The organism is Mesorhizobium sp. M0018, from assembly GCF_040323955.1.
Taxonomy (GTDB): Bacteria; Pseudomonadota; Alphaproteobacteria; order Rhizobiales; family Rhizobiaceae; genus Mesorhizobium.
In genome coordinates this window covers 354,113-377,638 of record NZ_JAMYVL010000003.1, presented here as the reverse complement: position 1 = coordinate 377,638, position 23,526 = coordinate 354,113, and the positions used below count along the sequence as shown (strand labels likewise).

At 63.5% G+C, this 23,526-nt stretch carries 18 protein-coding genes; 4 read left to right on the top strand and 14 right to left on the bottom strand.

The genetic code is table 11. The features are described 5' to 3' along the window. Positions 1-35 precede the first annotated feature (35 nt). On the top strand, positions 36-455 hold the full coding sequence (locus NKJ81_RS06425; protein WP_352539994.1) for a VOC family protein: 420 nt from the start codon (positions 36-38) through the stop codon (positions 453-455). Positions 456-503: 48 nt separating this feature from the next. Here NKJ81_RS06425 and NKJ81_RS06420 read toward each other — a convergent pair whose 3' ends face one another. From NKJ81_RS06420 to NKJ81_RS06360, 13 genes are all read right to left on the bottom strand, one after another. Next, positions 504-785, bottom strand: a complete 282-nt coding sequence (locus tag NKJ81_RS06420; protein ID WP_023718287.1) for a cupin domain-containing protein — start codon at positions 783-785, stop codon at positions 504-506. Positions 786-913: 128 nt separating this feature from the next. Next, positions 914-1,237: a thioredoxin gene (gene trxA / locus NKJ81_RS06415; protein WP_023677558.1), complete on the bottom strand. Its 324-nt coding sequence runs from the start codon at positions 1,235-1,237 to the stop codon at positions 914-916. Positions 1,238-1,310: 73 nt separating this feature from the next. Continuing rightward, entirely contained in the window at positions 1,311-4,823 is a 3,513-nt protein-coding gene (addA, locus tag NKJ81_RS06410; RefSeq protein WP_352539993.1) for a double-strand break repair helicase AddA, read from the bottom strand. After that, the gene (gene addB, locus NKJ81_RS06405) at positions 4,820-7,954 is read right to left on the bottom strand and encodes a double-strand break repair protein AddB (protein ID WP_352539992.1); all 3,135 of its coding nucleotides are present in this window, start codon (positions 7,952-7,954) and stop codon (positions 4,820-4,822) included. The genes addA and addB overlap by 4 nt, the downstream gene beginning before the upstream one ends. Further along, entirely contained in the window at positions 7,951-8,694 is a 744-nt protein-coding gene (locus tag NKJ81_RS06400) for a nucleotidyltransferase family protein (protein ID WP_352540039.1), read from the bottom strand. The genes addB and NKJ81_RS06400 overlap by 4 nt, the downstream gene beginning before the upstream one ends. Positions 8,695-8,750: 56 nt before the next feature. Continuing rightward, the gene (gene tsaE, locus NKJ81_RS06395; RefSeq protein WP_352539991.1) at positions 8,751-10,262 is read right to left on the bottom strand and encodes a tRNA (adenosine(37)-N6)-threonylcarbamoyltransferase complex ATPase subunit type 1 TsaE; all 1,512 of its coding nucleotides are present in this window, start codon (positions 10,260-10,262) and stop codon (positions 8,751-8,753) included. Between the two features lie 8 nt (positions 10,263-10,270). Beyond that, a complete protein-coding gene (locus NKJ81_RS06390) occupies positions 10,271-12,832 on the bottom strand; it encodes a sensor histidine kinase (RefSeq protein WP_352539990.1) in 2,562 nt (853 codons plus the stop codon). Positions 12,833-13,020: 188 nt separating this feature from the next. Beyond that, complete coding sequence (ahcY, locus tag NKJ81_RS06385; RefSeq protein ID WP_023677552.1) at positions 13,021-14,421, bottom strand: adenosylhomocysteinase; 1,401 nt, start codon at positions 14,419-14,421, stop codon at positions 13,021-13,023. Between the two features lie 411 nt (positions 14,422-14,832). Beyond that, the gene (locus NKJ81_RS06380) at positions 14,833-15,129 is read right to left on the bottom strand and encodes an HPr family phosphocarrier protein (protein WP_023677551.1); all 297 of its coding nucleotides are present in this window, start codon (positions 15,127-15,129) and stop codon (positions 14,833-14,835) included. Beyond that, complete coding sequence (locus NKJ81_RS06375; RefSeq protein ID WP_023677550.1) at positions 15,126-15,527, bottom strand: PTS sugar transporter subunit IIA; 402 nt, start codon at positions 15,525-15,527, stop codon at positions 15,126-15,128. Before NKJ81_RS06375 ends, NKJ81_RS06380 begins: the two co-directional genes overlap by 4 nt. A gap of 164 nt (positions 15,528-15,691) precedes the next feature. Beyond that, positions 15,692-16,138, bottom strand: a complete 447-nt coding sequence (locus NKJ81_RS06370; RefSeq protein ID WP_352539989.1) for an HPr kinase/phosphorylase — start codon at positions 16,136-16,138, stop codon at positions 15,692-15,694. Between the two features lie 31 nt (positions 16,139-16,169). Then, a complete protein-coding gene (locus tag NKJ81_RS06365) occupies positions 16,170-17,954 on the bottom strand; it encodes a sensor histidine kinase (RefSeq protein WP_023677548.1) in 1,785 nt (594 codons plus the stop codon). A gap of 22 nt (positions 17,955-17,976) precedes the next feature. Beyond that, positions 17,977-18,678, bottom strand: a complete 702-nt coding sequence (locus NKJ81_RS06360; protein WP_023677547.1) for a response regulator transcription factor — start codon at positions 18,676-18,678, stop codon at positions 17,977-17,979. Between the two features lie 342 nt (positions 18,679-19,020). Here NKJ81_RS06360 and NKJ81_RS06355 point away from each other — a divergent pair, with 342 nt between their 5' ends. The 3 genes from NKJ81_RS06355 to NKJ81_RS06345 all read left to right on the top strand — a co-directional run bounded on the left by NKJ81_RS06355 (position 19,021) and on the right by NKJ81_RS06345 (position 21,897). Next, the gene (locus tag NKJ81_RS06355; protein WP_352539988.1) at positions 19,021-20,631 is read left to right on the top strand and encodes a phosphoenolpyruvate carboxykinase; all 1,611 of its coding nucleotides are present in this window, start codon (positions 19,021-19,023) and stop codon (positions 20,629-20,631) included. 79 nt (positions 20,632-20,710) lie between these two features. Then, positions 20,711-21,148 carry an alternative ribosome rescue aminoacyl-tRNA hydrolase ArfB gene (gene arfB / locus NKJ81_RS06350; RefSeq protein WP_023677545.1) on the top strand — a complete coding sequence of 146 codons (438 nt, stop codon included), beginning with the start codon at positions 20,711-20,713 and terminating at the stop codon, positions 21,146-21,148. 131 nt (positions 21,149-21,279) lie between these two features. Then, positions 21,280-21,897, top strand: a complete 618-nt coding sequence (locus tag NKJ81_RS06345) for an alpha-ketoglutarate-dependent dioxygenase AlkB family protein (RefSeq protein WP_352539987.1) — start codon at positions 21,280-21,282, stop codon at positions 21,895-21,897. On the opposite strand, the gene NKJ81_RS06340 is transcribed toward NKJ81_RS06345, so the two are convergent. Next, complete coding sequence (locus NKJ81_RS06340) at positions 21,860-23,473, bottom strand: hypothetical protein (RefSeq protein ID WP_352539986.1); 1,614 nt, start codon at positions 23,471-23,473, stop codon at positions 21,860-21,862. The two genes, NKJ81_RS06345 and NKJ81_RS06340, sit on opposite strands and share 38 nt — an antisense overlap. Between the last annotated feature and the right edge of the window lie 53 nt (positions 23,474-23,526).

Here is a 23,526-nt window from a genome sequence, read left to right as displayed (position 1 = left end):
CGCCAAACTTGTCAGACCACCGCGAGGAGCCAATCATGATCAAGGTAAAGCAGGTCGCACACGTTTGCATTTTCGCGAATGACCTGGAGATGACGCGAAGCTTCTATCGGGACGTCCTCGGCATGGACACCCAGTTCAATTTCCTGCGCGACGGGAAGATTTTCGGCTTCTACCTCAATTGCGGCAGCCGTAGCCATGTCGAGGTGTTCCAGAAAGACGGCGCCAGCTATGGCGACTTGAACCAGATCAACCACTTCTGCCTCGAAGTGGAAAACATCGACGCCGCGATCGCCCATCTGAGGTCAAAGGGGGTTGATGTCACTTCCAAGAAACGCGCGTGCGATGACACCTACCAGGCTTGGATCCGCGACCCCAACGGCGTGAGGATAGAACTGTTCGAATACACTGAGAAAAGCGCACAATTCGTCGGCGGCGATCGTATCGCGGATTGGTGATCGCGCCTCGCCGCGACAATTGTAGCGGCGCAGCCGATGGTTGGTGGACTACTTCAGCTCGACCTCGATGAAGGCGAATTCGCCATCGTTTGCGCTGATGACGTCATGTTCGACGCCCTCGTTGCGGAAATACGGCGCGCCCTTCTTCATCTCGGCAAAGGATTCGCCATCCTTGGTCAGGAGCTTCACCTTGCCGTCGGTCAACGGCACGATCACATAGTCGTGGCCATGGCGGTGCCAGCCGGTGTTGTCGCCCGGGGCGAAGCGGTATTCGGTGACGATGACGCGCTCATTGTCGATGAAGACGGTGGCCTTGGCGGATCCGGTCATATCGCTTCTCCTGCTTTAAGCCAGACAAGAGCATGAGACTGCAAGTGGCGAGTGCCAGATCTGCGGATCGGTGACGCCACAAGAAAGCCCGGCGCGAGGCCGGGCTTTTCTGCAAAATTTTGATCGGATCAGGCGAGGCTGCCGTTGATCCAGTGCGACAATGCCGTTTTCGGCGCAGCACCGACCTTCATGTCGGCGACTTCGCCGCCCTTGAAGATCATCAGCGTCGGGATCGAGCGCACGCCGAACTGCGCGGCCAGCTCAGGATTCTCGTCTATGTTGAGCTTGGCGATCTTTATCTTGCTGCCGAGTTCGATGGCGATGTCCTCGAGCGCCGGGGCGATCATCTTGCACGGGCCGCACCATTCCGCCCAGAAATCGACCACGACCGGCTCCTTGGCGTTGAGCACGTCGGCCTGGAAATTGCTCTTGTCGACCTTGACGGTGGCCATGCTGAGATCCTTTCGATTTATTCGTCCCACCAAATGTGGTGGTGATCGTGTCCGTCTTCAAGCAAGTGTTGTGTCACGCTCCCGTGAGTCTAGCAAGCGCGTCGTCCATGGCCGCTGCCGGCAGCTCGATCAGCCGCGGCACCTCGGTGAACAGCAGCGCCGCCGAGACCTCGCGTCCCGGATAGAGCGGCTGAAGCAGCGCGCGATAAAGTGCGAGCTGCAGAACATAGGCTGGCGGCACTTCGGCGAGCGTAGCTGGCGCTGGCCGATTGGTCTTGTAGTCGACGATCGAAACCTTGTCCGGCGTTACTGCCAACCGGTCGATCTTGCCGGAAATCGAGCGCAGTTTGCCCCTTACCTCCAGGCTGCCCATGATGGCGACTTCGGCGCGCGAGTTTGGCGCAAACAGCGGCGCGAAGCGGCTGTCGGCAAGAATTCTGAAAACGCCAGCCAAGGCCTTGTCGTGCTCGTCGTCGGGCCATGCCGCGCCGGCTCTTGCCAGATAGCGTTCGGCGGCATCCCGGCGTTTTCCCTCGGCGATGCCGGGCAGCATCTGCAGCAATTTGTGCAGCGCCAGCCCGCGCACGACGGCCAAGCCGGGTTCGGCGTCGGCATCCAGTACCGGCGAACGCGTGTCGGCCACCGCTTGCCGCGCCTCGTCGATCAGCACCGAGGCGCCGGACGGCGAGAGCGGCCGCGGCAATTCCTCGAAGGGCGGCAGAGACTGGAACAGGGTTTCAGGCAGTGGTGCAAAGCGTTCCGCCTGTCGTGCCTCATCCACTGACGCCGGTGGCATGGGCGGCAGTTTCGTCACCTGGAAACGATGCACGGTCTCGCCAGTGGCGGGATGCCGGCGTTCTTCGCTCTCTGCGGCACCGACCAGTGCGCGGCTGACGATCGAATGCCAGGTACCGATATTCGGCGCCCGCTTGCCGTGGTAGCCGCAGACGATCAGCCGATCCTCGGCGCGGGTCATGCCGACATAGAGCAGCCGGCGGTATTCGTCGTCGGCGAGCTCGCGGGCGCGGGCCGATGCGGCGCGTGAAAACCCATTTGCGACATCGCTGGCCGAACGCCAGAGATAGCCCTTGCCCTCCCAGCAGTCGCCCGAGCCTTCGAACGGCATCAATCTCGGCAGATGCTGGTCACTGAACGGCGCGGAGCCGCCATCGACAAGGAATACCACCGGCGCCTCCAGGCCTTTGGCGGCATGCACGGTCATGACGCGAACCTCGTCGCGGGTCTGGTCCATTTCGCGCTTGATCTCGGGGCCGGCGTTTTCCAACGTCGACAGGAAGGATTCCAGTCGCGGCAGGCCGGTCCGCTCCTCGGCCAGGCAGAAATTCAGGAATTCGTCGAGGACGTCGCCGGCCTCCGGCCCGAGCCGCGCGATCATCTTCTTGCGCAGGCCGTCGCGGGCGAGAGCTGCAGCATAGAATTCGAACACCGGCTTGAATGCGGCCTCGTTCGACCATGTGCCGAGCCGGCTGACGACGGCGGCCAACGCCTCGCTTTCGCCGGCATGCCGGCGCAGCGAGGCGATCAGCGAGACGCTCGATGGCCTCTCCGCAGCAAGCGCGAAAAGCTGCTCTTCCGAGACATCGAAGATCGGGCTGCGCAGCACGGCGGCCAGCGACAGATCGTCCTCGGGCTGGATGAGAAAGTGACCGAGTGCGATCAGGTCCTTCACCGCGATATGGCCAGGCAGGCTGAGCCGGTCGGCGCCGGCCACCGGGATGTGGCGGCGCTTCAACGCCCGTGTCAGCGCATGGACGAAGCGGTCGCGCTTGCGCACCAGCACCAGCACGTCGCCGGGCCGGAGTTTCTTGCCGCGGCCTTCGATGACCTCACCGTTGCCGATCCAGCCGGCAATCGTTGCGGCGACGTTTTCAGCGACGCGGACTGCCGGCGCGTGGGCATGGTCGACCGCTTGCGTCCAATCGTCTGGTTCGTCGACGACGTTGGCGCCGATCGACGGCCAGACCTCGACATGACCCGGCGCATCGTTGCGGATCGCCTTGTGGTCGAGCGGATCGGGATCGTGGCTGATGCCGCGCCGCACGTTCGGGTCAGCAAAGACACGATCCACCGCCGCAAGCACGTCGTCGGTCGAGCGAAACGACCAGGTTAGCTTGAGATCGGCGAAGGCGGCGGCGGCGGATCTGACTTTGCCGGCAAACAAAAGCCGGCTGTCGGCAAAGGAGTCCGGGGCGGCTCCCTGGAAGGAATAGATCGACTGCTTTTCGTCGCCGACCGCAAAGATGGTGCGGTGGACGGCGTCGCGTGCGCCGAGCCCGGCAAAGAACTCCTCCGCCAGCCGCTTGACTACCTCCCACTGGTCGGGACTGGTGTCCTGCGCCTCGTCGAGGAGGATGTGGTCGATGCCCTGGTCGAGCTTGTACTGCACCCATGGGCCGGCGTCGGGCCGCGCCAGTAGATGGACCGTGCGGGTGATCAGGTCGTTGAAGTCGAGGAAGCCGCGCGCGCGCTTCAATTGCTCGTAGCGGGCGATCAGCCAGTCGGCGATGGTCAGCGCCGCACGCGTGCCTTCCAGCATCCTGAACAAGGCCAGCCGGTCGGAGATTTCAAGAATGGCGTCGACCGCCGCCAGATATCGTTCGGCAAGATCGGGCAACCGGTGAAGCAATGCCCTTTTAAACGTCTTTGCCGGATCGTAAGGCTCGCCGTCGGCCCTCAGGAAAGCCTTGGAGAGCAAATTCAGGCGACGTACCGGATCCTCCTCGGCAAAGGCAAGGCGGGCGTATGGCAGCAGATTGTTCAGCACGATGCGCGCATCGGCGGCCTCGGCTGCCCGTGAAAAGGTGACGAGATAATCCGGCAGGAAGCCGGGCAGCGGCCAGACCGAGGCGGCTATACCTTCGGCCGTCTGGCCGGCGCGGAAATGGAACTCGTCGAACAGCGCCTGAAAACCATCGCCGCCGGCCGCGGCGATGAACGCACGCAAACCATCGCGCTTGCGCACGATCTCGGCCAGCAGTGCGTCGAGCCCATGCTCGCCGCCGCGCTCCAGCACGGTGGCGAAGGCCTCGGACAATGCCGCATCGCCTGCAACGCCGCCCGAAATCATGTCGCGGCGGGCGGCGGCAAACAGCGAAGCCTCCATTTGCGGATCGAGCATTTCGAAATGCGCAGGGATATTGGCTTCCAGCGGGAACTGATGCAGCACCGATTCGCAGAAGGCGTGGATGGTCTGGATCTTCAGCCCGCCCGGTGTTTCCAGCGCCCCGGCAAACAACCGCCGCGCCCGGCGCATGGTTTCGCGGTCGGGCTGGCGGCCGTCCAGCGCCTCTATCCGTGTCGAGAGCTCGGCATCGCCCAGGGCCGTCCATTGCGACAGCGTCGAAAACACCCGGTTCGACATGTTGGCGGCGGCGGCACGCGTATAGGTCAGGCACAGGATCTTGGACGGATCGGTGCCGCGCAGCAACAGCCGGATAACGCGCTGGGCGAGTACATGGGTCTTGCCGGATCCGGCATTGGCCGACACCCAGGCGGAATTGCGCGGGTCGGACGCGCTTGCCTGGCTCGCGGCAGTGTCGCTTGGAATGGGGTAGGCCTTTTTCATGCCTCCCCTCCCTCGTCATCGGCGTCGCCGCCGGCGGACCATTCGAGCACGCGGGCGAGATGGTCGTAGTCGCCGTCGGTCTCGCCCTCGCGGAACGGCAGCGCCCGCGACAGATAGCCGGTCGCCGGGTCGGCGTAGTGGATCAGCAGTTTTTCCAGCCGCGCCCACGCTTCTTCGGCGAGATCGGCGGCGGTTCGCGGCTTGCGGTTGTATTCGAGGATGGATTCCTCGAACACTTCGCCATTCGGCCTCAGCCGCACGAAGGCCAGTTGCGACGGCTCGCATGCGCCAAGCTCCTTGAAAGCGCCGCGCCTGAGCAGCGCGCCCTCGAGTGCCAGTTGCGGCGCGAGCAGCGTGTGCGCCTGTGCTTTGGATGGCGAGGAGCCGGTCTTGTAATCGAGGATGTCGGCCATGCCGCCGGCCAGCAGATCGATGCGATCGGCATAGCCGGACAGGGTCACACCGGATCGGCCCACACCGGTCTTTTCGGCGCGTTCCTCGGCGTGCCGCCGTGCCACGGCTGCCCGGCCGCGCTCCCATTCGATGATGCCGGCGGCAAGCTTTTCGAAGCGTGGCCACCACACCGCCTCGACATCGGCCGGCAGCGCCGCCTCGGCAAAGCAGGAGCGGCCTGCGGCGATGAGCCCGTCCAGCGCCTCCGGCGCGCGCGGGTCGGCCACCGTCGTTGCGAAAAGGTGCAGAATGGCGTGAAACAGCGTGCCACGCTCGGCAGCGCCCGGATCGCGAATGACCGGATCGAGCGGCATCAGGCCGAGTATCCTTCTGGCATAGACCGCATAGGGATCGCGGCGCAGCGTTTCGATCTCGGTGACCGAGAAGTGGTGCGGCCGCGCGGCGAGCGGCGGTTTCGGCTGCGGCCGCGGCGCAAAGTCCTGCTTTTCGCCGGCATCGAGCACACGCGCCCAGGCAAGCAGTTCGTCGCCGCGTCGGCGAAGTGCAGCAGCGTGGTCCTCGCCGACGAATGTAAGGATGCGCTGCAGCCAGCGCGAAGGTACCGACGGTGCATCGCCGGAGCGGCCGGAGCGAGCCAGCACCACTTTTTTGACGCCCATGGCCATCTGGAAATCATGGGCGGCAAGGCCGATGCGCCGCTCGGGCGGTTCAAGATCGATGCCGGTCTTCATCAGCCGCGACATGAAGCGGTCGCTCTCCGGCTTGCGCGGCCACACGCCTTCGTTGAGGCCGCCGACGACCAGCGTGTCGACATCCTGAAGCCGCGCTTCCAGCACACCCCAGATGGCGATGTTCCTGTCGGTGCCCTGCGCCGGCTTGACCGTCTCGGGCGCGATCAGCGCCTCCATCACGTCAGGCCATTCGTCAGCGGCGAAGGAGAACGACACCGAGGCCGCGACCAGCCCGCGCAAGAGCTCGGCGAGCTTTTCGCCGGCATCGCCCGCATAGAGTTCGCTCGGGCTGCCGTCAGCGGCGCGGCCGAGGCTTTCGAGCGCAACGACGCTGGCGCGCACAAGAGTGGCAAGATCGGCATTCTCGTCGCCGCGAAGAGCAACCAGCGGCGCCAGCGCGGCCGTTAGCCGGATCAGCAGGTCGCGCGCCTGTTCGATGCGCCTGACCGAAAGCCGCGGCCACCAGAAGGGTGGGCGGCGATTGCCGCTGCCGTCGAATTCGAGGAGCCGGGTGTCGAAGAGCTGCGGCAGCGACGCCACGTCCGGACGCCCTGTGCCACCGCGCAGCGCCACAAGTTCGACGATTTCGGCCGCATGGCGCACGCTTGCCCGCTCCAGGCCGAGGCCAAGCAGGGGATGCTTGAGCAGCGACAGCAGGGCGACGGGGTCGCCCGGGCGGAAGGCTGCCTGAAGCGCCAGCCTGAGCAGGCTGGCGGCTGGTGTGTTGATCAGCGGCGTGCCGCCGGAATCGTCGGCGGCAACGCCGAAGCGCAGCAGCTCGACTGAGACGCGCCGCGCCAGAGCGCGGTCGCCGGTGACGAGTGCGGCGCGCTGGCCGGGCCGTTCGACAGCCTGTTTGAGCGCGACGGCGATCGCCACGGCTTCGTCGCGTTCGCTGGCGGCTTCGAGAAGCGTCACCTCGGCGAAGGCCTCGGCAATATCGCCGGCCCTAAAGCGGGCGCGCGTCTCGGCCCAGAGCTCGGTGGTCTCCGCCGGGCGCAGCGCTTCGCCGACAAGTGCGGCGCGCAGCGCAAGCGGTCGCGGCGCAACAGCAAGCTCCTCGACATCGGCGCGCGGCACGCCGATCTTGCCGATCAACTTTGCCAGGCCGTATTGCGGGTGGCCAAGCACGGCTGGGCGCGCGCCCGGTGCGGTGATCGCGGCAAAGGACGGCTCATCCAACGCCAGGTCGAGCCCGGGCAGCACAACGGCGCCATTGGGCAGGCCGGCGATCACGGCAAGCAGCTCGGCCGTGGCGGGAATGGAGCCGGTGGAACCGGCGGCGATCACCGGTCCGGCCGGCGGATTGCGCTTCAGCCGCGCCGCCTCCAGCCTTATCAGGGCATTGCGATGCGCGGCCGGATTGGAACGATGGCGTTCCTTGAGCAGGTTCGGCCAGTTCTCCGTCACGATGGTCAGGAAGTCGAGTGTCACCTGCCACCAGCCTGCAAGATTGCCGGTTACAAGGTCGGCGAGCCTTGCCCAATCAGTGCCTTCGGTGTCGATCTCATCCATCAGGCGTGCAAGGTCGCGCGCCAGCCAGATGGCGTCGGCGGCGGAGGCCGGTATGACGATCTCCTCGTCGAACAATGCCGCGACATGTGCCGGCAGGCGGCGTTTCCACGCCCGCACCAGCGGCGCAAGCAGCAGAAGACGCTCGACCGCGGCGATCGGCGGCGCAAGGTCGATGGCGGCCGAACCTCCTGCCTCGAAGGCGGCTTCATCCTCATCGAACTCACCAAGCGGGCGGATGACCGGCAGGATCGCCGAGCGGCTTCCCGAGCGCGAGAGAGCATCGACGAAGACGCCGCGAAGCGCCCGCGCCGCACGGCGCGTCGGCACATAGATGGTGAGATCGGCCAGCGCCAGCGGATCGCCGTCATAGGCGAAGCCGGGAACTAAGCGCCCCGCAAGCAGCGCCTCGGCCAGCGTCGGCAGGAACGGCGCTCCGGGCGGGATCGAGAAAATGCGGCGGGAGCCGCTCATTTCGACTCGGTAAGAGCGCCGGGTGCCTCACCGACAGCATTGGGCGTGCCGGCAAGCGCGGCGGCGACCGCTGCTTCCGCCCGCGGGATCGCGTCAGGTGTGCCGACAGTAATCCAGTGACCCTGCATTTTCATGCCGAACAGGCGGCCGGCGGCGATTGCCGCATCGAAATAGGCGTTGAGCGACAGCGGGCCGGCTGGCGCATCCTTGAAGATGCGCGGATGGACGATTGCGGCGCCGGCATAGATCAGGCCGGCCGGATCGTTGTTCGCACGCCGCAAGGCGCCGTCCGGCGCCATCAGGAAATCGGTGCCGCCGCTATGTCCGGTTGCCGACTGGAGATCCGCAAGCATCAGCAGAATGTCCATTGTCGCGCCCTCCCATGCAAGGGCAAGTCGCCTGAGATTGGAAACGCCGCTGTCGATCCAGAAGGTGTCGGCGTTGAGCACATAGAAGGGCGCCCCTAACCTGGGCAATGCCTTGACGATACCACCGGCGGAGTCAAGCAAGCCCCTACTCTCATCCGAGATGACGATTCTCGGCGCACTGCGGCGGGCTACATGGTCCACGATCTGTTGCGGGAGGTAATGGACGTTGACGACGGCCTTGGCGACGCCGGCTCCGGCTAGGCAGTCCAGCCCCCAGTCGAGCAATGTCTTGCCGGCGACCTTGACCAGCGGCTTCGGCATGGTGTCGGTGATCGGCCGCATGCGCTTGCCGAGCCCGGCGGCGAGCACCATGGCGGTCGTCGGCATCGGCTGCTCATCCGCCGCCTTCAGGCCCAAATCCTTAGCCGTCAAATCGAGCGTTCCTCCAGGAAGCCGTGGGCGATGTAGAAATCCTGCAGCCCGGCCAGCGCCGGATGCGCCAGTGCCCGGCGAAGATAGTCGCGGATGCGCGGCAGATGCTTCAGATAATAAGGCTTGCCGTCGCGTTTTTCGAGCCGCACGAAGATGCCGAGGATCTTGGAATTGCGCTGTGCGGCCATGATTGCATAGGTTTCGCGGAATTCGTTCTCATCGAAGGCACCGGCAGCACGTCGCGCGGCGATGTAGGCGGCGAGCGTGTGCTTTTCGATTTCAGGTGAGATGGTGACGCGCGCGTCCATGGCGAGCGAGGCGACGTCGTAGGCTGACGGACCGATCAGCGCATCCTGGACATCGACGACGCCGAGACGGTCGTGACCGAAACGGTCAGCGCGCCAGATCAGGTTGGGCGAATGAAAGTCGCGCAGCATCAGCGTGTATTCGCGCCCCTCGAGCCGATCGAGCACCGCACTCCATTCGCTGCGATAACCGGCGCGCAACGCCTCGCTTGGCGAAGCGCCTGATATCGCCGGGACATACCAGTCGACCAGCAATTCGGCCTCGATCATCATGGCGTCGCGGTCGAAAGGCGGCACCTCGTGGAAGACGCCGGGGCCGGCCTGCATGCGGGCCGGCCATGTTTTGCCGTGCATCATGGCAAGCAGTTCGGCCGCCGCCGCATAACGCGCGGCCACCGGCTGGCCGTGCTTGTCGAGGAAGCCTTGGGAACCGAGATGCTCCAGCAGAAGAAAACCCTGGTCGAGATCCTGGGCATGAATTTCCGGGACGCTGACGCCGCCGGCCCGCAAGGCCCGGTCGATGGCGACGAACGCCGAAACGGATTGCGCGGTGTGAGCGATCTCGGCATAGGGTTTGCCGTCGCGGACTGGCGGTCCGAGCACCAGCCTTGGCGAGTTCATCAGCACGCGCGGCGGAAATCCGGCGAGCGTGACGATCTCGTAGGAGCGAGCCGAGGCATCACCGATGAAATATCGTCGCTGCGCTTCGCCCCAACCGGCCTGCCCGAGAAAATCGCGCATTGCCAGCGATCGCGCCGCGCGCTCGAAGGCGGCGCCCTCTCCCGATAGTCTCGCCAGTCGGCCGTCGCCCTGCTGGAGAAGTTCGACCAGCACCGAGGTTTTCGGCAGATATGCCTCTGCCCGCTCCGGCCATTCGACCAGCGCGGCGCCTTGCGTCAGCGCCTCGTCGAAGCCCAGTTCGTCCAGCTCGGATGCCGTGCCCAAGCGGTAGAGATCGAAATGATGGACCGGCACATGCGTGTCGTAGCTCTGGACCAGCGTGAAGGTCGGGCTCGGCACGTCGAGCCCGGCATCGTCGGCCAGTGCCCTGATCAGCGCCCGTGCCAAGGTCGATTTGCCGGCGCCGAGATCGCCCTTGAGGGCGAGCACGTCGCCAATGCGCAACGACATGGCGAGATCCTCGCCGAACCTTGCCGTCGCAGCCTCGTCGGCGAGAAAACGCTCCAGCACCAATACCGCCATCGAACGCGCTACTCGGCCGCCGCGCGGATGCCGGACGGCGTGTCGGGAAAGGCGCAAACAACCGTGGTGCCCTTATCCCTGCCGGTCTCGATGCGGACGCTGCCGCCATGCAGTTCGACAAAGCTCTTGACGATCGACAGGCCGAGCCCGGCGCCACGGCGGCGGCCGCCATTGGTGCGCGGCTCGAAGCGCCGGAACACTGAGTCAAGCAGGTCCGGCGGCATGCCGGGGCCGTCATCGTGAACGGAAAATTCCACGCCGTCGGCAAGTTGGCGGCAGGCGAGCGTTATGGTGCTCGCCTCCGGCGCGTAATTGGCGGCATTGCTGAGCAGATTGAAGAGGATCTGGCGGACGCGGATCTCGTCGCCGTGGAAGGTTTTCGGCGCGGCCGCCGCGTCGATCCTGAGCTTGATTGCATGTTCCTCCAGCCGATCGGCGACCAGTTCGGCGGCAGCCGTAATGGTTCGATCGATGTGAACTTCGGAAATGTCGAGTTCCATGATGCCGGCATCCACCGTCGCCAGGTCGAGGATGTCGTTGACGATGGTGAGCAGGACCGAGGAGGACGAGCCGACATGCCCGATATATTCGCGTTGCTTCTGGTTCAGCGGACCAGTCGACGGCAGTGAAAGAAGCTCGGTAAAGCCGATGATGTTGGTGAGTGGCGAGCGCAGCTCATAGGAGACGTGCTGCACGAATTCGTTCTTGATCTGGTCGGACTTTTGCAGCGCCTCATTCTTGTCCTTCAGCGCCCGCTCGACATTGACGCTGTCGGTAACGTCGACGAAGGTCATCATCACCTGGCCGTTGGGCAAAGGGATGACGGCGTAGCGCAAAACGGTGCCGTTGTTCAATTCGGTTTGGCCGTGGCGGTCGCGGCGCTCGTCGTCGAAGCCGGTGATGGCGGCAACGAACCCGCCCCACGGACTGTCGACGGCACGGCGGTCGCAAAGGTCGCGGATCGTCGAGACATGGACGTTGGGTTTTGAGGCATCGGCATCCAGCCCCCACAATGCCGCGAACGCCGGGTTCGACAGTCTCAGCCTGCCGTCGGGGCCGAACACAGCGACGCCTTCGGCGAGGTTGTCGAGCGTCTCGCCCTGGACCCGGACGGCGGTCTGGTAGCGGCTTTCAAGGTCCATCTTCTCGGTCAGGTTCTCGAACACCCAGGTGACGCCGCCCTTGGGCTGCGGATTGGCGACGACGCGAATGGTCTTGCCGTCCGGCAGATGCCACCAATGCTCCTGCGATTCAACCGCGCGGTAAGCGCCGAGCAGGCTCTCTTTCCAGCGCCGCCATTCGGGCTGCTCGGCGATCTTGCCTTCGCTGCGCAGGCGGTCGAGCAGCAAGGCGTTGTCCGGCGCGCTGTGCAGGAAGCCGCTGTCGAGGCCCCATAGTTTCTGGAACGCCTGATTGAAAAACCGCAATTTCTCGTCGGTGTCGAAAATCGCCACGGCGGTGTTGAGCTGATCGAGCGTGTCGGCGTGGCTCTGCATGGTCCGCTCATATTCGGCGCGAATGGCCTCGATAGCGCTGATGTCGCAGGCAAGACCAGCCGAACCATCCGCCCCGGCAAAATCGGTCACGGCAAACATACGGCGGTCGCCTTCGATAACCGTGGAGAGCGTCTGTTCAAAGACCGCGCGCGACCTGTGCTGCGCAGCGATCGTGTCGCGCGCCTGGCCGCCGAGGAATTCCTTGCCATCGCGGACCGCCGCTTCGGCATTCTCGGCCTCGACCGCTTCGGCATAGGCGCGGTTGACCCATTTCAGCCGCCCGTCGACAGTACGCAGCCATGACGGCATCTTGAGCGCATCCAGAAGACCGATCAGCGTCTCATGGTCGGCAGCTAAGCGCTGGTTCTCGATCTTCAGCCTGGCCTGGCTTCGCTGTGTCTCCGAAAGCGAGACGAAGCGAACCAGCACATGCGCCGCACTCTTGCGGCCGTGAACCTCGAGCGGCTGGCCGGCCTGCGATTCGATGACCAGATCGAACGGCTTTGCCTTGTCCCGCAGTGCCGCGACGGCATGTTCGAGTGCAGCCGCCGAACGCGGCATCAGCCAGCGGCCGAAAGCCAGGAAGGCCGCCCGGTCCTCCGGCGCGCCGCTCTCGATCGGCAATGTCCCGACAAGCTCGGGCTTCTTGTTCTCGGCCGCCCATACCACCACGCGCTGATCGCGGGAATGGAGCAGCGCCTCCGAGCGCTGCAGCGCGGCATTGACGTCGGCGATACGGGTCCTGAGCTCGGCATTTTCCGCCGCGGTGCGCGCCCGTTCGCGGATCAGAAAGATGGCCGACAGCAATGCCGCCCCCATGACGCCGACGAACATGGCGAGTTGCATGACCTCGACCGTGCTGACCGACAGCCCGGCCTTTTGCGCCACGCGGGTTTGGGCATGTGCAGTAAAGCCAAGCAGCGGACCAACCAGCGCGGAAGAAGCAAGCAGCACCCCGACACGGCTGCCGGCGCGCCATAGAAGGCTGCCGCCTCTGGCAGCGGAGCCCGTGATCGAATCGTTATGGCCGCCGGAAACGGCCTGTCCCGCGCAAGGCGGGTTATCCCCCGGCATGTCTTGGTCCTCTTCGCCGCCTGAATGCAAGACCGCCCTGATGCGTGCGCCCGGGCCTCGTCCCCGGACCGCGAATCAGCACCATAGCGCTTGCGCGAATCGGCGTGAAGAATCAATCAGCGCAAAAATAAAGCCGGGCGAAAAGTCAATCGCCCGGCTTCAATATCTAGTGGCAAGTTTCGCCGTGGTTAATAGCGGTAGTGTTCCGGCTTGAACGGTCCCTGCGGAGTGACGCCGATATAGGCGGCCTGTTCGCCGGACAGTTCGGTCAGGCGGGCACCGAGCTTGTCGAGATGCAGGCGCGCGACCTTTTCGTCGAGATGCTTCGGCAGGACATAGACCTGGTTCTCGTACTGGCCGGGCTTGGTGTACAGCTCGATCTGGGCCAACACCTGATTGGTGAAGGACGCCGACATGACGAAGCTCGGGTGGCCGGTAGCGTTGCCGAGGTTGAGCAGGCGGCCTTCCGACAAAAGGATCATCCGCTTGCCGTCCGGGAAGGTGATCATATCCACCTGAGGCTTGATGTTGGTCCATTTCAGGTTGCGCAGCGAGGCCACCTGGATCTCGTTGTCGAAGTGACCGATGTTGCCGACGATCACCATGTCCTTCATCAGGCGCATGTGGTCGAGGGTAACGACGTCCTTGTTGCCGGTGGTGGTGATGACGATGTCGGCCGTCGGCGCCGCGTCTTCGAGCGTGACCACCTCGAAACCGTCCATCGCCGCCTGCAGCGCGCAGATCGGATCGACCTCGGTGACCTTGACGCGGGCGCCGGCGCCCTTGAGCGAAGCCGACGAGCCCTTGCCGACGTCGCCATAGCCGCAGACAACCGCGACCTTGCCAGCCATCATCGTGTCGGTGCCCCGGCGAATGCCGTCGACAAGCGATTCCTTGCAGCCATATTTGTTGTCGAATTTCGACTTGGTGACGGAATCATTGACGTTGATCGCCGGGAACGGCAGCAGGCCTTTTTTCTGCAACTGATAGAGCCGGTTGACGCCGGTCGTCGTCTCTTCGGTGACGCCGCGGATCGCTTCCTTCTGCTTGGTGAAGAAGCCGGGCGATGCCTGCATGCGCTTCTTGATCTGGGCAAACAGGATCTCTTCCTCTTCGCTGCCCGGATTGGACAGCACATCCTCGCCGGCCTCGGCGCGGGCGCCGATCAGGATGTACATGGTGGCATCGCCACCGTCATCGAGGATCATGTTGGAGGTGCCGCCATCGGCCCACTGGAAGATCTTGTCGGTGTAGACCCAATAATCCTCCAGCGTCTCGCCCTTGACGGCAAACACCGGAATTCCGGCCTCGGCAATGGCCGCGGCAGCGTGGTCCTGGGTCGAGAAGATGTTGCAGGAAGCCCAGCGGATGTCGGCGCCGAGCGCTTTCAGCGTTTCGATCAGCACCGCCGTCTGGATGGTCATGTGCAGCGAACCGGTGATGCGCGCGCCCTTGAGCGGCTTCTTGTCGCCGAATTCCTCGCGGCAGGCCATCAGGCCGGGCATTTCGGTTTCGGCGATCTCGATCTCCTTGCGGCCCCAGCCGGCAAGCGCGATGTCAGCGACCACATAGTCCTTGCTACCCGTCATGGCAGTGCTCCGATGCGAATTGATTGCGGGACGCGCCCGCCCCGAAGGCATTTCGGAGGGCGCGAGTTGCCGGCCTGACTAGCAGATCGGGAGTGGGACGACAATGGGATATAAAGAAATCTTTATCCGTGCATGTCTTCAGCGGCGGCGGCCATGAGAGCGCGCAGAAGGGGTGCTGTCCAAGGTGGCCGTCCCTCAGACCTCAAATCGGCAACACTTTCAAAGCCGGAAACAAAAACCCGCCTCGGCGGGCGGGTCTTCGGGGCCAATTGGCACCATAGCGAAATTAGTAGCATAGCTGCCGGCACAAAGCAAGAACAAAATACGCGACGGTCGCGCAAAAATGCGATTTCCTTCACCGCCGCAAGGTTGCGCCCGAACATGCCGTAGCAGGTGCCGTCGGCGAAGCCGTCAGCACTCCTCGCCGAAACGGGAAGCAACCAGTTGCTCCAGCGCATCGATGACCTCTTCGGCCTCCGGGCCGGTGGCGGTGACGCGTATCGAATAACCGGGGCTCGCCGCCAGCATCATCAGGCCCATGATCGAGGTGCCGCCGACCTTGACGCCGTCCTTCTCGACCTGGACCGTGGCGTTGAAGCCGCTGGCGATTTGAACGAACTTGGCCGAGGCGCGCGCATGCAGGCCGCGCTGGTTGACGATTGGAAAGTCGCGAACGATCTTGTCCTTTTCCGGCAACAGCGCGCTCATTTGCTGCTCAGGAGTTGACTGGCGACATTGATGTATTTGCGGCCGGCAGCCTGCGCCTCATCCAGCGCGGCCGTCATGTTGTCGCCCTTGCGAACGCTGGACAGCTTGATCAGCATCGGCAGGTTCATGCCGGCAATGACCTCGATACGCCCGGATTCCATCACGGAAATGGCGAGGTTAGAGGGCGTGCCGCCGAACATGTCGGTCAAAACGATGACGCCTGATCCCGTATCGACGCGGCCGACTGCCTCGATAATGTCGCGGCGGCGCTGTTCCATATCGTCGTCGGCACCGATCGCCACGGTCTCGAAATTGTCTTGTGGCCCAACGACATGTTCCACGGCATTGCGGAACTCGGCGGCCAGTTGACCGTGCGTTACAAGCACGAGTCCGATCATTCTTTGGTGGCTCCCGTCATCGCCGCTTCACAGGCGCATTTTATGCTCGCCGACCGTTCCAGGTGGCGGGAGCGCTATCTTGTCGACGCAAGGCCCGTTGACAAGCCCAAAATTGCGCCGGCCCAAGCCAATTTGACGCATTGCAGCAAAAAATCGAAATCGGATCACAGGAAAGGTGCAATCGACAGGCGCGACATCACTGCCGGCAAGGCCGCCGCTACATTGCGCCCGGCAAGATCGATGCGCGGCACTGGTACGCCGACAACGAGTTCGCTGCAGTCTTCCTGGAAGCGGGCCATTTTGCCGGCTGGCACCAGCCGGATAATGAGGTCGATCACGCAGCTTGGCTCGAACCGTATCGGTTTGGGGCCGAATCCCGGCACCTCGACGAGGCCGGCTATGCTGGCTGGTGCGCGGCAGACCAGCCGCCCGTCGCAATCTGCAGCATAGAGCTGGTCATCGCCGATCAGCCGGGAAAACAGCCCACGCTGGCTGCAATGATCGATCAGGGCGAGCGCCAGCGTCGTCTTGCCCAAACGGGACGGTCCGGTGATGAGAATGCCGCGATCACCTATCAGGATCGCGGTGCCGTGAATGTTTTCAGGCTGCACAATAGGACCAGGCGTGATTGGAATTCATCCGTCAGCCTTCCGCCGGCAGCGTCACCACGAAGCGCGCGCCCTTGATCTCGCCAGGCTTGGTGCCCGGGATGTTCTCGGCGCTCAGCGTGCCGCCATGGGCTTCAACGATCTGCCTGGATATCGACAGGCCAAGGCCCGAGTTCTGACCGAACGCCTCGCCGGCCGGCCGATCGGTATAGAACCGCTCGAAAATGCGGTCGATGTTATCGGCACGGATACCGGGTCCATTGTCGTCGATGGTGACGATGTTGAACTTGCCGGCGCGCGCCAGCGATATGGTGATGTGGCCACGTTCCTCGGGAACGAACGAGCGGGCATTCTCGATCAGGTTGGTGATCACCTGGCCGATCCTCAGATCATGACCGACGACGAAGTAGCCTTTCACGCCCTGCGGCAGTTTGGCGACCTTGAATTCGATCTCGACCGCCTTCTTGTTGCGCGTGGCCTCGCGCGAGACGGCGACCAGATCGGTGATGAACTTCTTGAGGTCGACGGTTCCTGCATCTTCCCGCGCCAGCTCGGCATCGAGACGGGAGGCATCGGAAATATCGGTGATGAGACGGTCAAGCCGCCTCACATCGTGCTGGATGATATCCATCAGCCGGCTGCGCGAATTGTCGTTCCTGGCCAGCGGCAATGTCTCCACCGCGCTGCGCAGCGAGGTAAGCGGGTTCTTCAACTCGTGCGAGACATCCGCGGCAAAACTTTCGATCGCCTCGATGCGGGCGTAGAGCGCATTGGTCATGTCGCGCACGGCGATCGACAGATTGCCGATCTCGTCCTGGCGGTCGGAGAAGTCGGGGATTTCCTCGCGGTTCTTGACGCCGCGGCGAACCCTGACCGCCGCCGCGGAAAGCCGGCGCAGCGGGTTGGCGATGGTGGAGGCCAGCAGCATCGACAGGATGGCGGTAACCAGGGCGGCAATGCCGAATACGCGCAGGATCGCCTTGCGCTCGGCCGCGACGATCTTGTCGATGTCGCCGCCTTCGGTCGACAGCATCAACACGCCGAGAACGGCACGGAAGCGCTGGATCGGTACCGCCACTGAAACGATCTGCTCGCCCTGCTCCGAGATCCGCACGATCGTCGACGGGCTGCCGGTAAGCGCCTTGACCACTTCCGGAAACGCGGCGCCGTTGCCACCCGGCTGCTCGCGATAGACAGGCAGCTGCTTGTTGCGGAAGAAATCGAAGACGAATTTCTGGATGCGCTCCAGAAGGTCTGGCTGTTCCTCTTCGACCGGCGGCAAATCGTAGCGAAGGATCTGGCCGCGCGAATAGAGATGGCGGGAATCGAGCAGCAGGTTGGCGTCGCGGTCGTAAATGCGGGCGCGTGTGCGCGTCGGCGAGATCAACCGCCTGAGCACCGGCGCCACGCGTTCCGGATTGATCGGGAAATCGAGGTTGTCGAGCTGATCGGAGCCCGGGCCGAGGCTTTCGCCGGCCTGCAACTCGAGCAGCTTCTCCGGATCGATGCTGATCGAATCGGTCTCGACCGTCGCCGAGGCGGCGATCGCGCCGGCGATGATCTCGCCTTGAGTCATCAGGCTCTCGACACGGGCGTCGATCAGCCCGTCGCGAAAGGTATTGAGATAGAGAATGCCGGTGACCAGGACGGCAAGGCCGGCAAGGTTGAGAAAGAGGATACGCCGCGTCAGGCTGGAAAAGATGTGATGGCCGAGAAACCGGCGCATCGGCACCGTAATTTTCGACACGAAGGCGGGCAGAATCCGCGGCGGGCGCCTGGCGGCGCCCGACCGTCTCACTCGCTCTACTTGCACTGCCATCGAATAGCAGCTCCCGCTCGACTCAAGCTTCGCGGAACCGATATCCGACTCCGTAAAGGGTTTCGATCATTTCGAAGTCATCATCAACGGCCTTGAACTTTTTGCGCAGCCGCTTGATGTGACTGTCGATGGTGCGGTCATCGACATAGACCTGCTCATCATAAGCCGAATCCATCAGCGCATCACGGCTTTTTACGACCCCCGGACGCTGTGCCAGCGAATGCAGGATGAGGAACTCGGTGACGGTAAGCGTCACCGGCTCGCCCTTCCAGGTGCAGGTGTGGCGCTCCTGGTCCATGACAAGCTGGCCGCGCTCAAGCGACCGGGCCTGCTGGTTGGGCGCCTTGGCCGCCGCCTCGCGGGTGCTGGCGCGGCGCAGCACGGCGCGGACGCGCTCCACCAGAAGACGCTGCGAGAAGGGTTTGCGGATGAAGTCGTCGGCGCCCATCTTGAGGCCGAACAGTTCATCGATCTCATCGTCCTTGGAGGTCAGGAAGATTACTGGCAGGTCAGATTTCTGACGCATCCGGCGCAGCAACTCCATGCCGTCCATGCGCGGCATCTTGATGTCAAGGATGGCGAGGTTCGGCGGGCGCGCCGCCAGTCCCTCCAGCGCCGATGCCCCATCCGTGTAGGTTTCGACCCGATAACCCTCGGATTCGAGGGCGATCGAAACCGAAGTCAGAATGTTGCGATCGTCGTCGACAAGCGCGATTGTTGCCATTTCAAGCGGCTCCCTCATGAGCTGTCCCTTCTTTCGTCGAGAAGGGGCTTTTGCAGGACAAATTAGGTACAAAATGTGGCACAGGCTGTATCCGCTGTCACGCGCGGCATGTCGACGGCTACAATTGTACCTCGATATGGATTGGACGAATGAACATCGCCAATCCTTTGGGCAACCATCAGTGTTTTTGCACATATAAACGATTTAAACAACTTTCAAAATATTTAAATCGATTAATGATTTGATATCATTCGCCTTTTCTGGTTTTGACGTTTTTAGCTCCTGCAATGGGGGTTCCGGAATTCGCCGGTAAAGACGCGGTAAATCGAAGAAGGGACACCCATGTCGGAAGCCGGCAAACGCAATCCTGCATGTGCAATCGATCGCATCGACCTGAGAACCACGGGCGTGGTGCGCTATAATTTCGGCGCGGCCGCGCTCTACGAGGAGGCAATCCGCCGTGGCGAGGCCCGACTCACCGCGCATGGCGCGCTTGCCGCCGAGACCGGGCAGCACACCGGCCGCTCGCCCAGGGACAAATTCGTGGTGCGCGACGAAAGCACCGCGCCGCATATATGGTGGGACAACAACAAAGCGATTTCGCCGATCCAGTTCGATACGCTGCTTGCCGATTTTCGCGCCCACGCGGCCGGAAAGGACCTTTATGTGCAGGACCTGGTCGGCGGCGCCGACGAGGAACTGAAGCTGCCGACCAGGGTGATCACGGAGCTTGCCTGGCACTCCTTGTTCATCCGCAATCTGCTCATCCGACCGGCCGCCGCCGAACTCGAGCATTTCATGCCCGATTTGACGATCATCGACCTGCCGTCGTTTCGCGCCGATCCCGCACGCCACGGCACGCGCGGCGAAACGGTGATTGCCGTCGATCTTTCGCACATGATCGTGTTGATCGGCGGTACCTCGTATGCCGGTGAGATGAAGAAGTCGGTGTTCACCGTGCTCAACTATCTGCTCCCGGCAAAGGGTGTGATGCCGATGCACTGCTCGGCCAATGAAGGGCCCGTCGGCGACGCGGCCGTTTTCTTCGGCCTTTCCGGGACCGGCAAGACGACGTTGTCGGCCGACCCGTCGCGCACGCTGGTCGGCGACGACGAGCATGGCTGGGGACCGCACGGCATCTTCAATTTCGAGGGCGGCTGCTATGCCAAGACGATCAAGCTTTCGGCCGAAGCCGAGCCGGAGATCTTCGCCACCACCCAGCGCTTCGGCACGGTGCTGGAGAATGTGGCGCTCGACGCAGGCCGCGTGCCGGATTTCGACGATGGCGGGCTGACCGAAAACACACGCTGCGCCTACCCGCTCCACTTCATCCCCAACGCCAGCAAGACGGGGCGCGCCAGCCACCCGAAGAACATCATCATGCTGACCGCCGACGCATTCGGTGTGATGCCGCCGATCGCGCGGCTGACCCCGGCGCAGGCCATGTACCATTTCCTCTCCGGCTATACCGCCAAGGTGGCGGGGACCGAGAAGGGCGTTACGGAACCCGAAGCGACATTTTCGACATGCTTCGGCGCACCGTTCATGCCGCGGCATCCGTCGGAATACGGCAATCTGCTGCGCGAGCTCATCGCCCGCCACGGCGTCGATTGCTGGCTGGTCAACACCGGCTGGACCGGCGGCGCCTACGGCACCGGCAAGCGAATGCCGATCAAAGCAACGCGGGCGCTGCTTGCGGCGGCGCTCGACGGCTCGCTGAAAGCGGCCGACTTCCGCACCGACGCCAATTTCGGTTTCGACGTACCGGTGACGGTTGCCGGCGTCGACCGCGCCATTCTCGACCCTAGATCGACTTGGATCGACAAGCCCGCCTACGACCGGCAGGCGGCAAGGCTGGTCGGCATGTTCGTCGACAATTTCGAGAAATTCGAAGCCCATGTCGACGCCACGGTGCTCGGCGCCGCACCACGCATGCAGGTAGCGGCTGAATAGCCGTCGCCCCTGGTGATGCTTCAAGGCCCGGCTTCGATCGGGCCTTTTCTTTTTTCGCCTGCCGCGCCATGAGTGCGGCATGAACGCCGACGACAAGATCATCATTACCGACGATGCGGTGATTAATCCGGGCGACCTGCACGAGGACTTCATCCGTTCGTCCGGCCCGGGCGGCCAGAACGTCAACAAGGTGGCGACGGCAGTGCAATTGCGCTTCGATGCCGCCAATGCGGCTGGCCTGTCGGAGCGGGTGCGCGAACGGACCATCAAGCTTGCCGGCCAGCGCGCCACCAAGGACGGCGTCATCGTCATTGAAGCCGGACGCTTCCGCACCCAGGAGCAGAACCGGGCGGACGCCCGGGCGCGGCTGACGGCACTGGTCGCCAAGGCCGCCGAACCACCACCACCGCCGCGCAAGAAGACCAGGCCGTCCAAAGGCGCGGTCGAAAGACGGCTCAAGAGCAAGGCCGGGCGCGGCTCGATCAAGAAACTGCGCGGCCGGGTCGGGGATGAGTGACAGCCGAAGCGGCTTCCGATCTCAGATCGCCGGTTAAAGCGCGCAGCCACCGTCGGAGGCGGCTTTCGGGTCGCCGTTTTCATTTGACGGTGGCATTCTGATTTCTCCAGACCAACGGATTAAGCGACGCGATGCTCGTACTGCCCAAAGGCGTCCGCCATATGCCCGACTACCTGTCGCGCGCCATGCAGGAAGTGCTGGTTGAAGATATCCGGCAGATCGTGCAGAACGCGCCGCTGTTCGTGCCGGCGATGCCGCGTACCGGCAAGGAGATGAGCGTGCGCATGACCAATTGCGGTCCGCTGGGCTGGGTCACCGACCAGGAGCACGGCTATCGCTACCAGCCGACCCACCCGGTGACCGGAAGGCCTTGGCCGCCGATCCCGGAGATGCTGCTCGAACTGTGGCGGGATGTATCTGCCTATGCGCACCTGCCGGAAGCCTGCCTGGTCAATTTCTATTCGCAGGATGCCAAGATGGGTCTTCACCAGGACCGCGACGAGAGCGATTTCTCCGCGCCTGTCGTCTCGGTGTCGCTCGGCGACGATTGCCTGTTCCGGGTCGGCCAGACGACGCGCGACGGCGCCACCAAATCGTTCAGGCTGAGGAGCGGCGACGTCGTCGTGCTTGGCGGCGAAGGGCGGCTCTGCTTTCACGGCGTCGACCGTATCTACCCGTCGACCTCGGCATTGCTCAGGAGTGGCGGCCGCATCAATCTGACGCTGCGACGGGTGACGATGCCGAAATAGGCTGTTCGGGTGGCCGGTGGCCCGGGCGGACATAATCGTCGCGCAGATAGATGCGCTCGGTCTCGTCCTCGATAAGAATGCGGTAGTGCGCCAGGATGGCGTCAAAGCCAAAACGCTCCATCAATTGGCTTGTCCACATCGTGTTGTTTTTCTTGAAGACGACGATATCCGGGCGCAGACGCACGAACTCTTCGCGTTTGCTTTCGACGTAGCGCGCCATGATGGCTTGGTAACGCATGGCTTCGGCGGTGTCACCCGAGAGAGATGCCTGCCGGGACAGGGAAAGTGCGAACGCTCCAAGCCAATCGCTGACGTGGGTCGAAACGAACTGCCCATCGATCATACGGTTCAACGGATGTCCCGAGGAAATATCCGAACTGACCAACGCTACGGTCGGCCGATCGGTGGCGGCGCGAATTGCAGCAACCAGCGCCGGCCCTGGTTTCTGGGTGCTCCAGTACGGCAAGAAAGCGATTGCCACCGCCGCCAATGCCCAAGCTCGCGAAGGAGCCGTCACGAACGTCAACAGCTTCGACGGCCGCTGCACGATCCTGGGCAGTGCCAACAGGCAGAAAATGGCTGCCACAGCGCAAAAGATCGCGGGATAGGCATGATAAGACCAGCCTTTGGCTTGGTAGAACAGGGGAAACATGCCGGCGATCGATGCCGCCAACGCTACCGCCGCCAGCTCTGGAAACCGCCTGGCCGGCCACAGCCACCAGATCAGGAAGACAAGGAAACACCACGAGAAACCGTAGCCGATCACAATCGGCCAAAAGATGCCGATCTTTGCATAAACGTCCGCCAAGAGGGGATAGATGTCGCGCACGAATTCCGGATGGATCAGCGTGACCGTGCTGAGATAGACAACGCAGATGCCGCCAATGACCCAGTGTTCCAGGGCGAAGATCGATTTCAGACTGCGCCGGCGCACTGCAACGACCAGCGCCGGCGCCAACACCATGATCGCATAGTAGGGCTTGACCAGCAGCAGAATGCCGCCCGACAGGCCGGCGAGTGCAGCGAGCCCAGGGTCTGGTTGGGCAGCTGCATCTCTGCGCGCGCGCCAGGCATGAAGCGCAAGCAGCGGCATGAAAAGTGCCATGCCGATATGCTCCCGCTCGCTGAAGGCATTTCCGGGGAAGACCACCAACATTGCGCAAAACGCTGGCCCCAGTGCAAACAATGATGCAGTTTCGGTGAAACCCGCACGCTTGACGATCACGCCCGAGAGCGAAAGTCCGATAAGCACGGCAAGGTATGTCCAGGCCTCAACCAGGATTTCCGGGGCGGTGCCCAGCAATCTGGCCGCAGCCACTGGCGGCAGATAGAGCCAGACGCTGAATGGGGGATTGGTCTCGTAGATTTGCGAGTAAAGCCGCTCACCGGACAGCATACGCTCGCAGACCGTGATCAGCCAGCTAGTGTCGGGAACAGTCCCCCAACGTCGCTGCCAGAAGATCGAGAAGACGGTGACTGCGGCTATGGCCAGGACATTGCGGCTAGGAAGCAGCGACGCCGCAATATCCCGGTCGCGCCAGCGGCTCAAGCCGCCAATGTCGTTCGAGACGCTCATGCTGTTGCACCGAGGCTCTCGAGATCGAGCCATATGTCGTCCAGTGGAGCGAT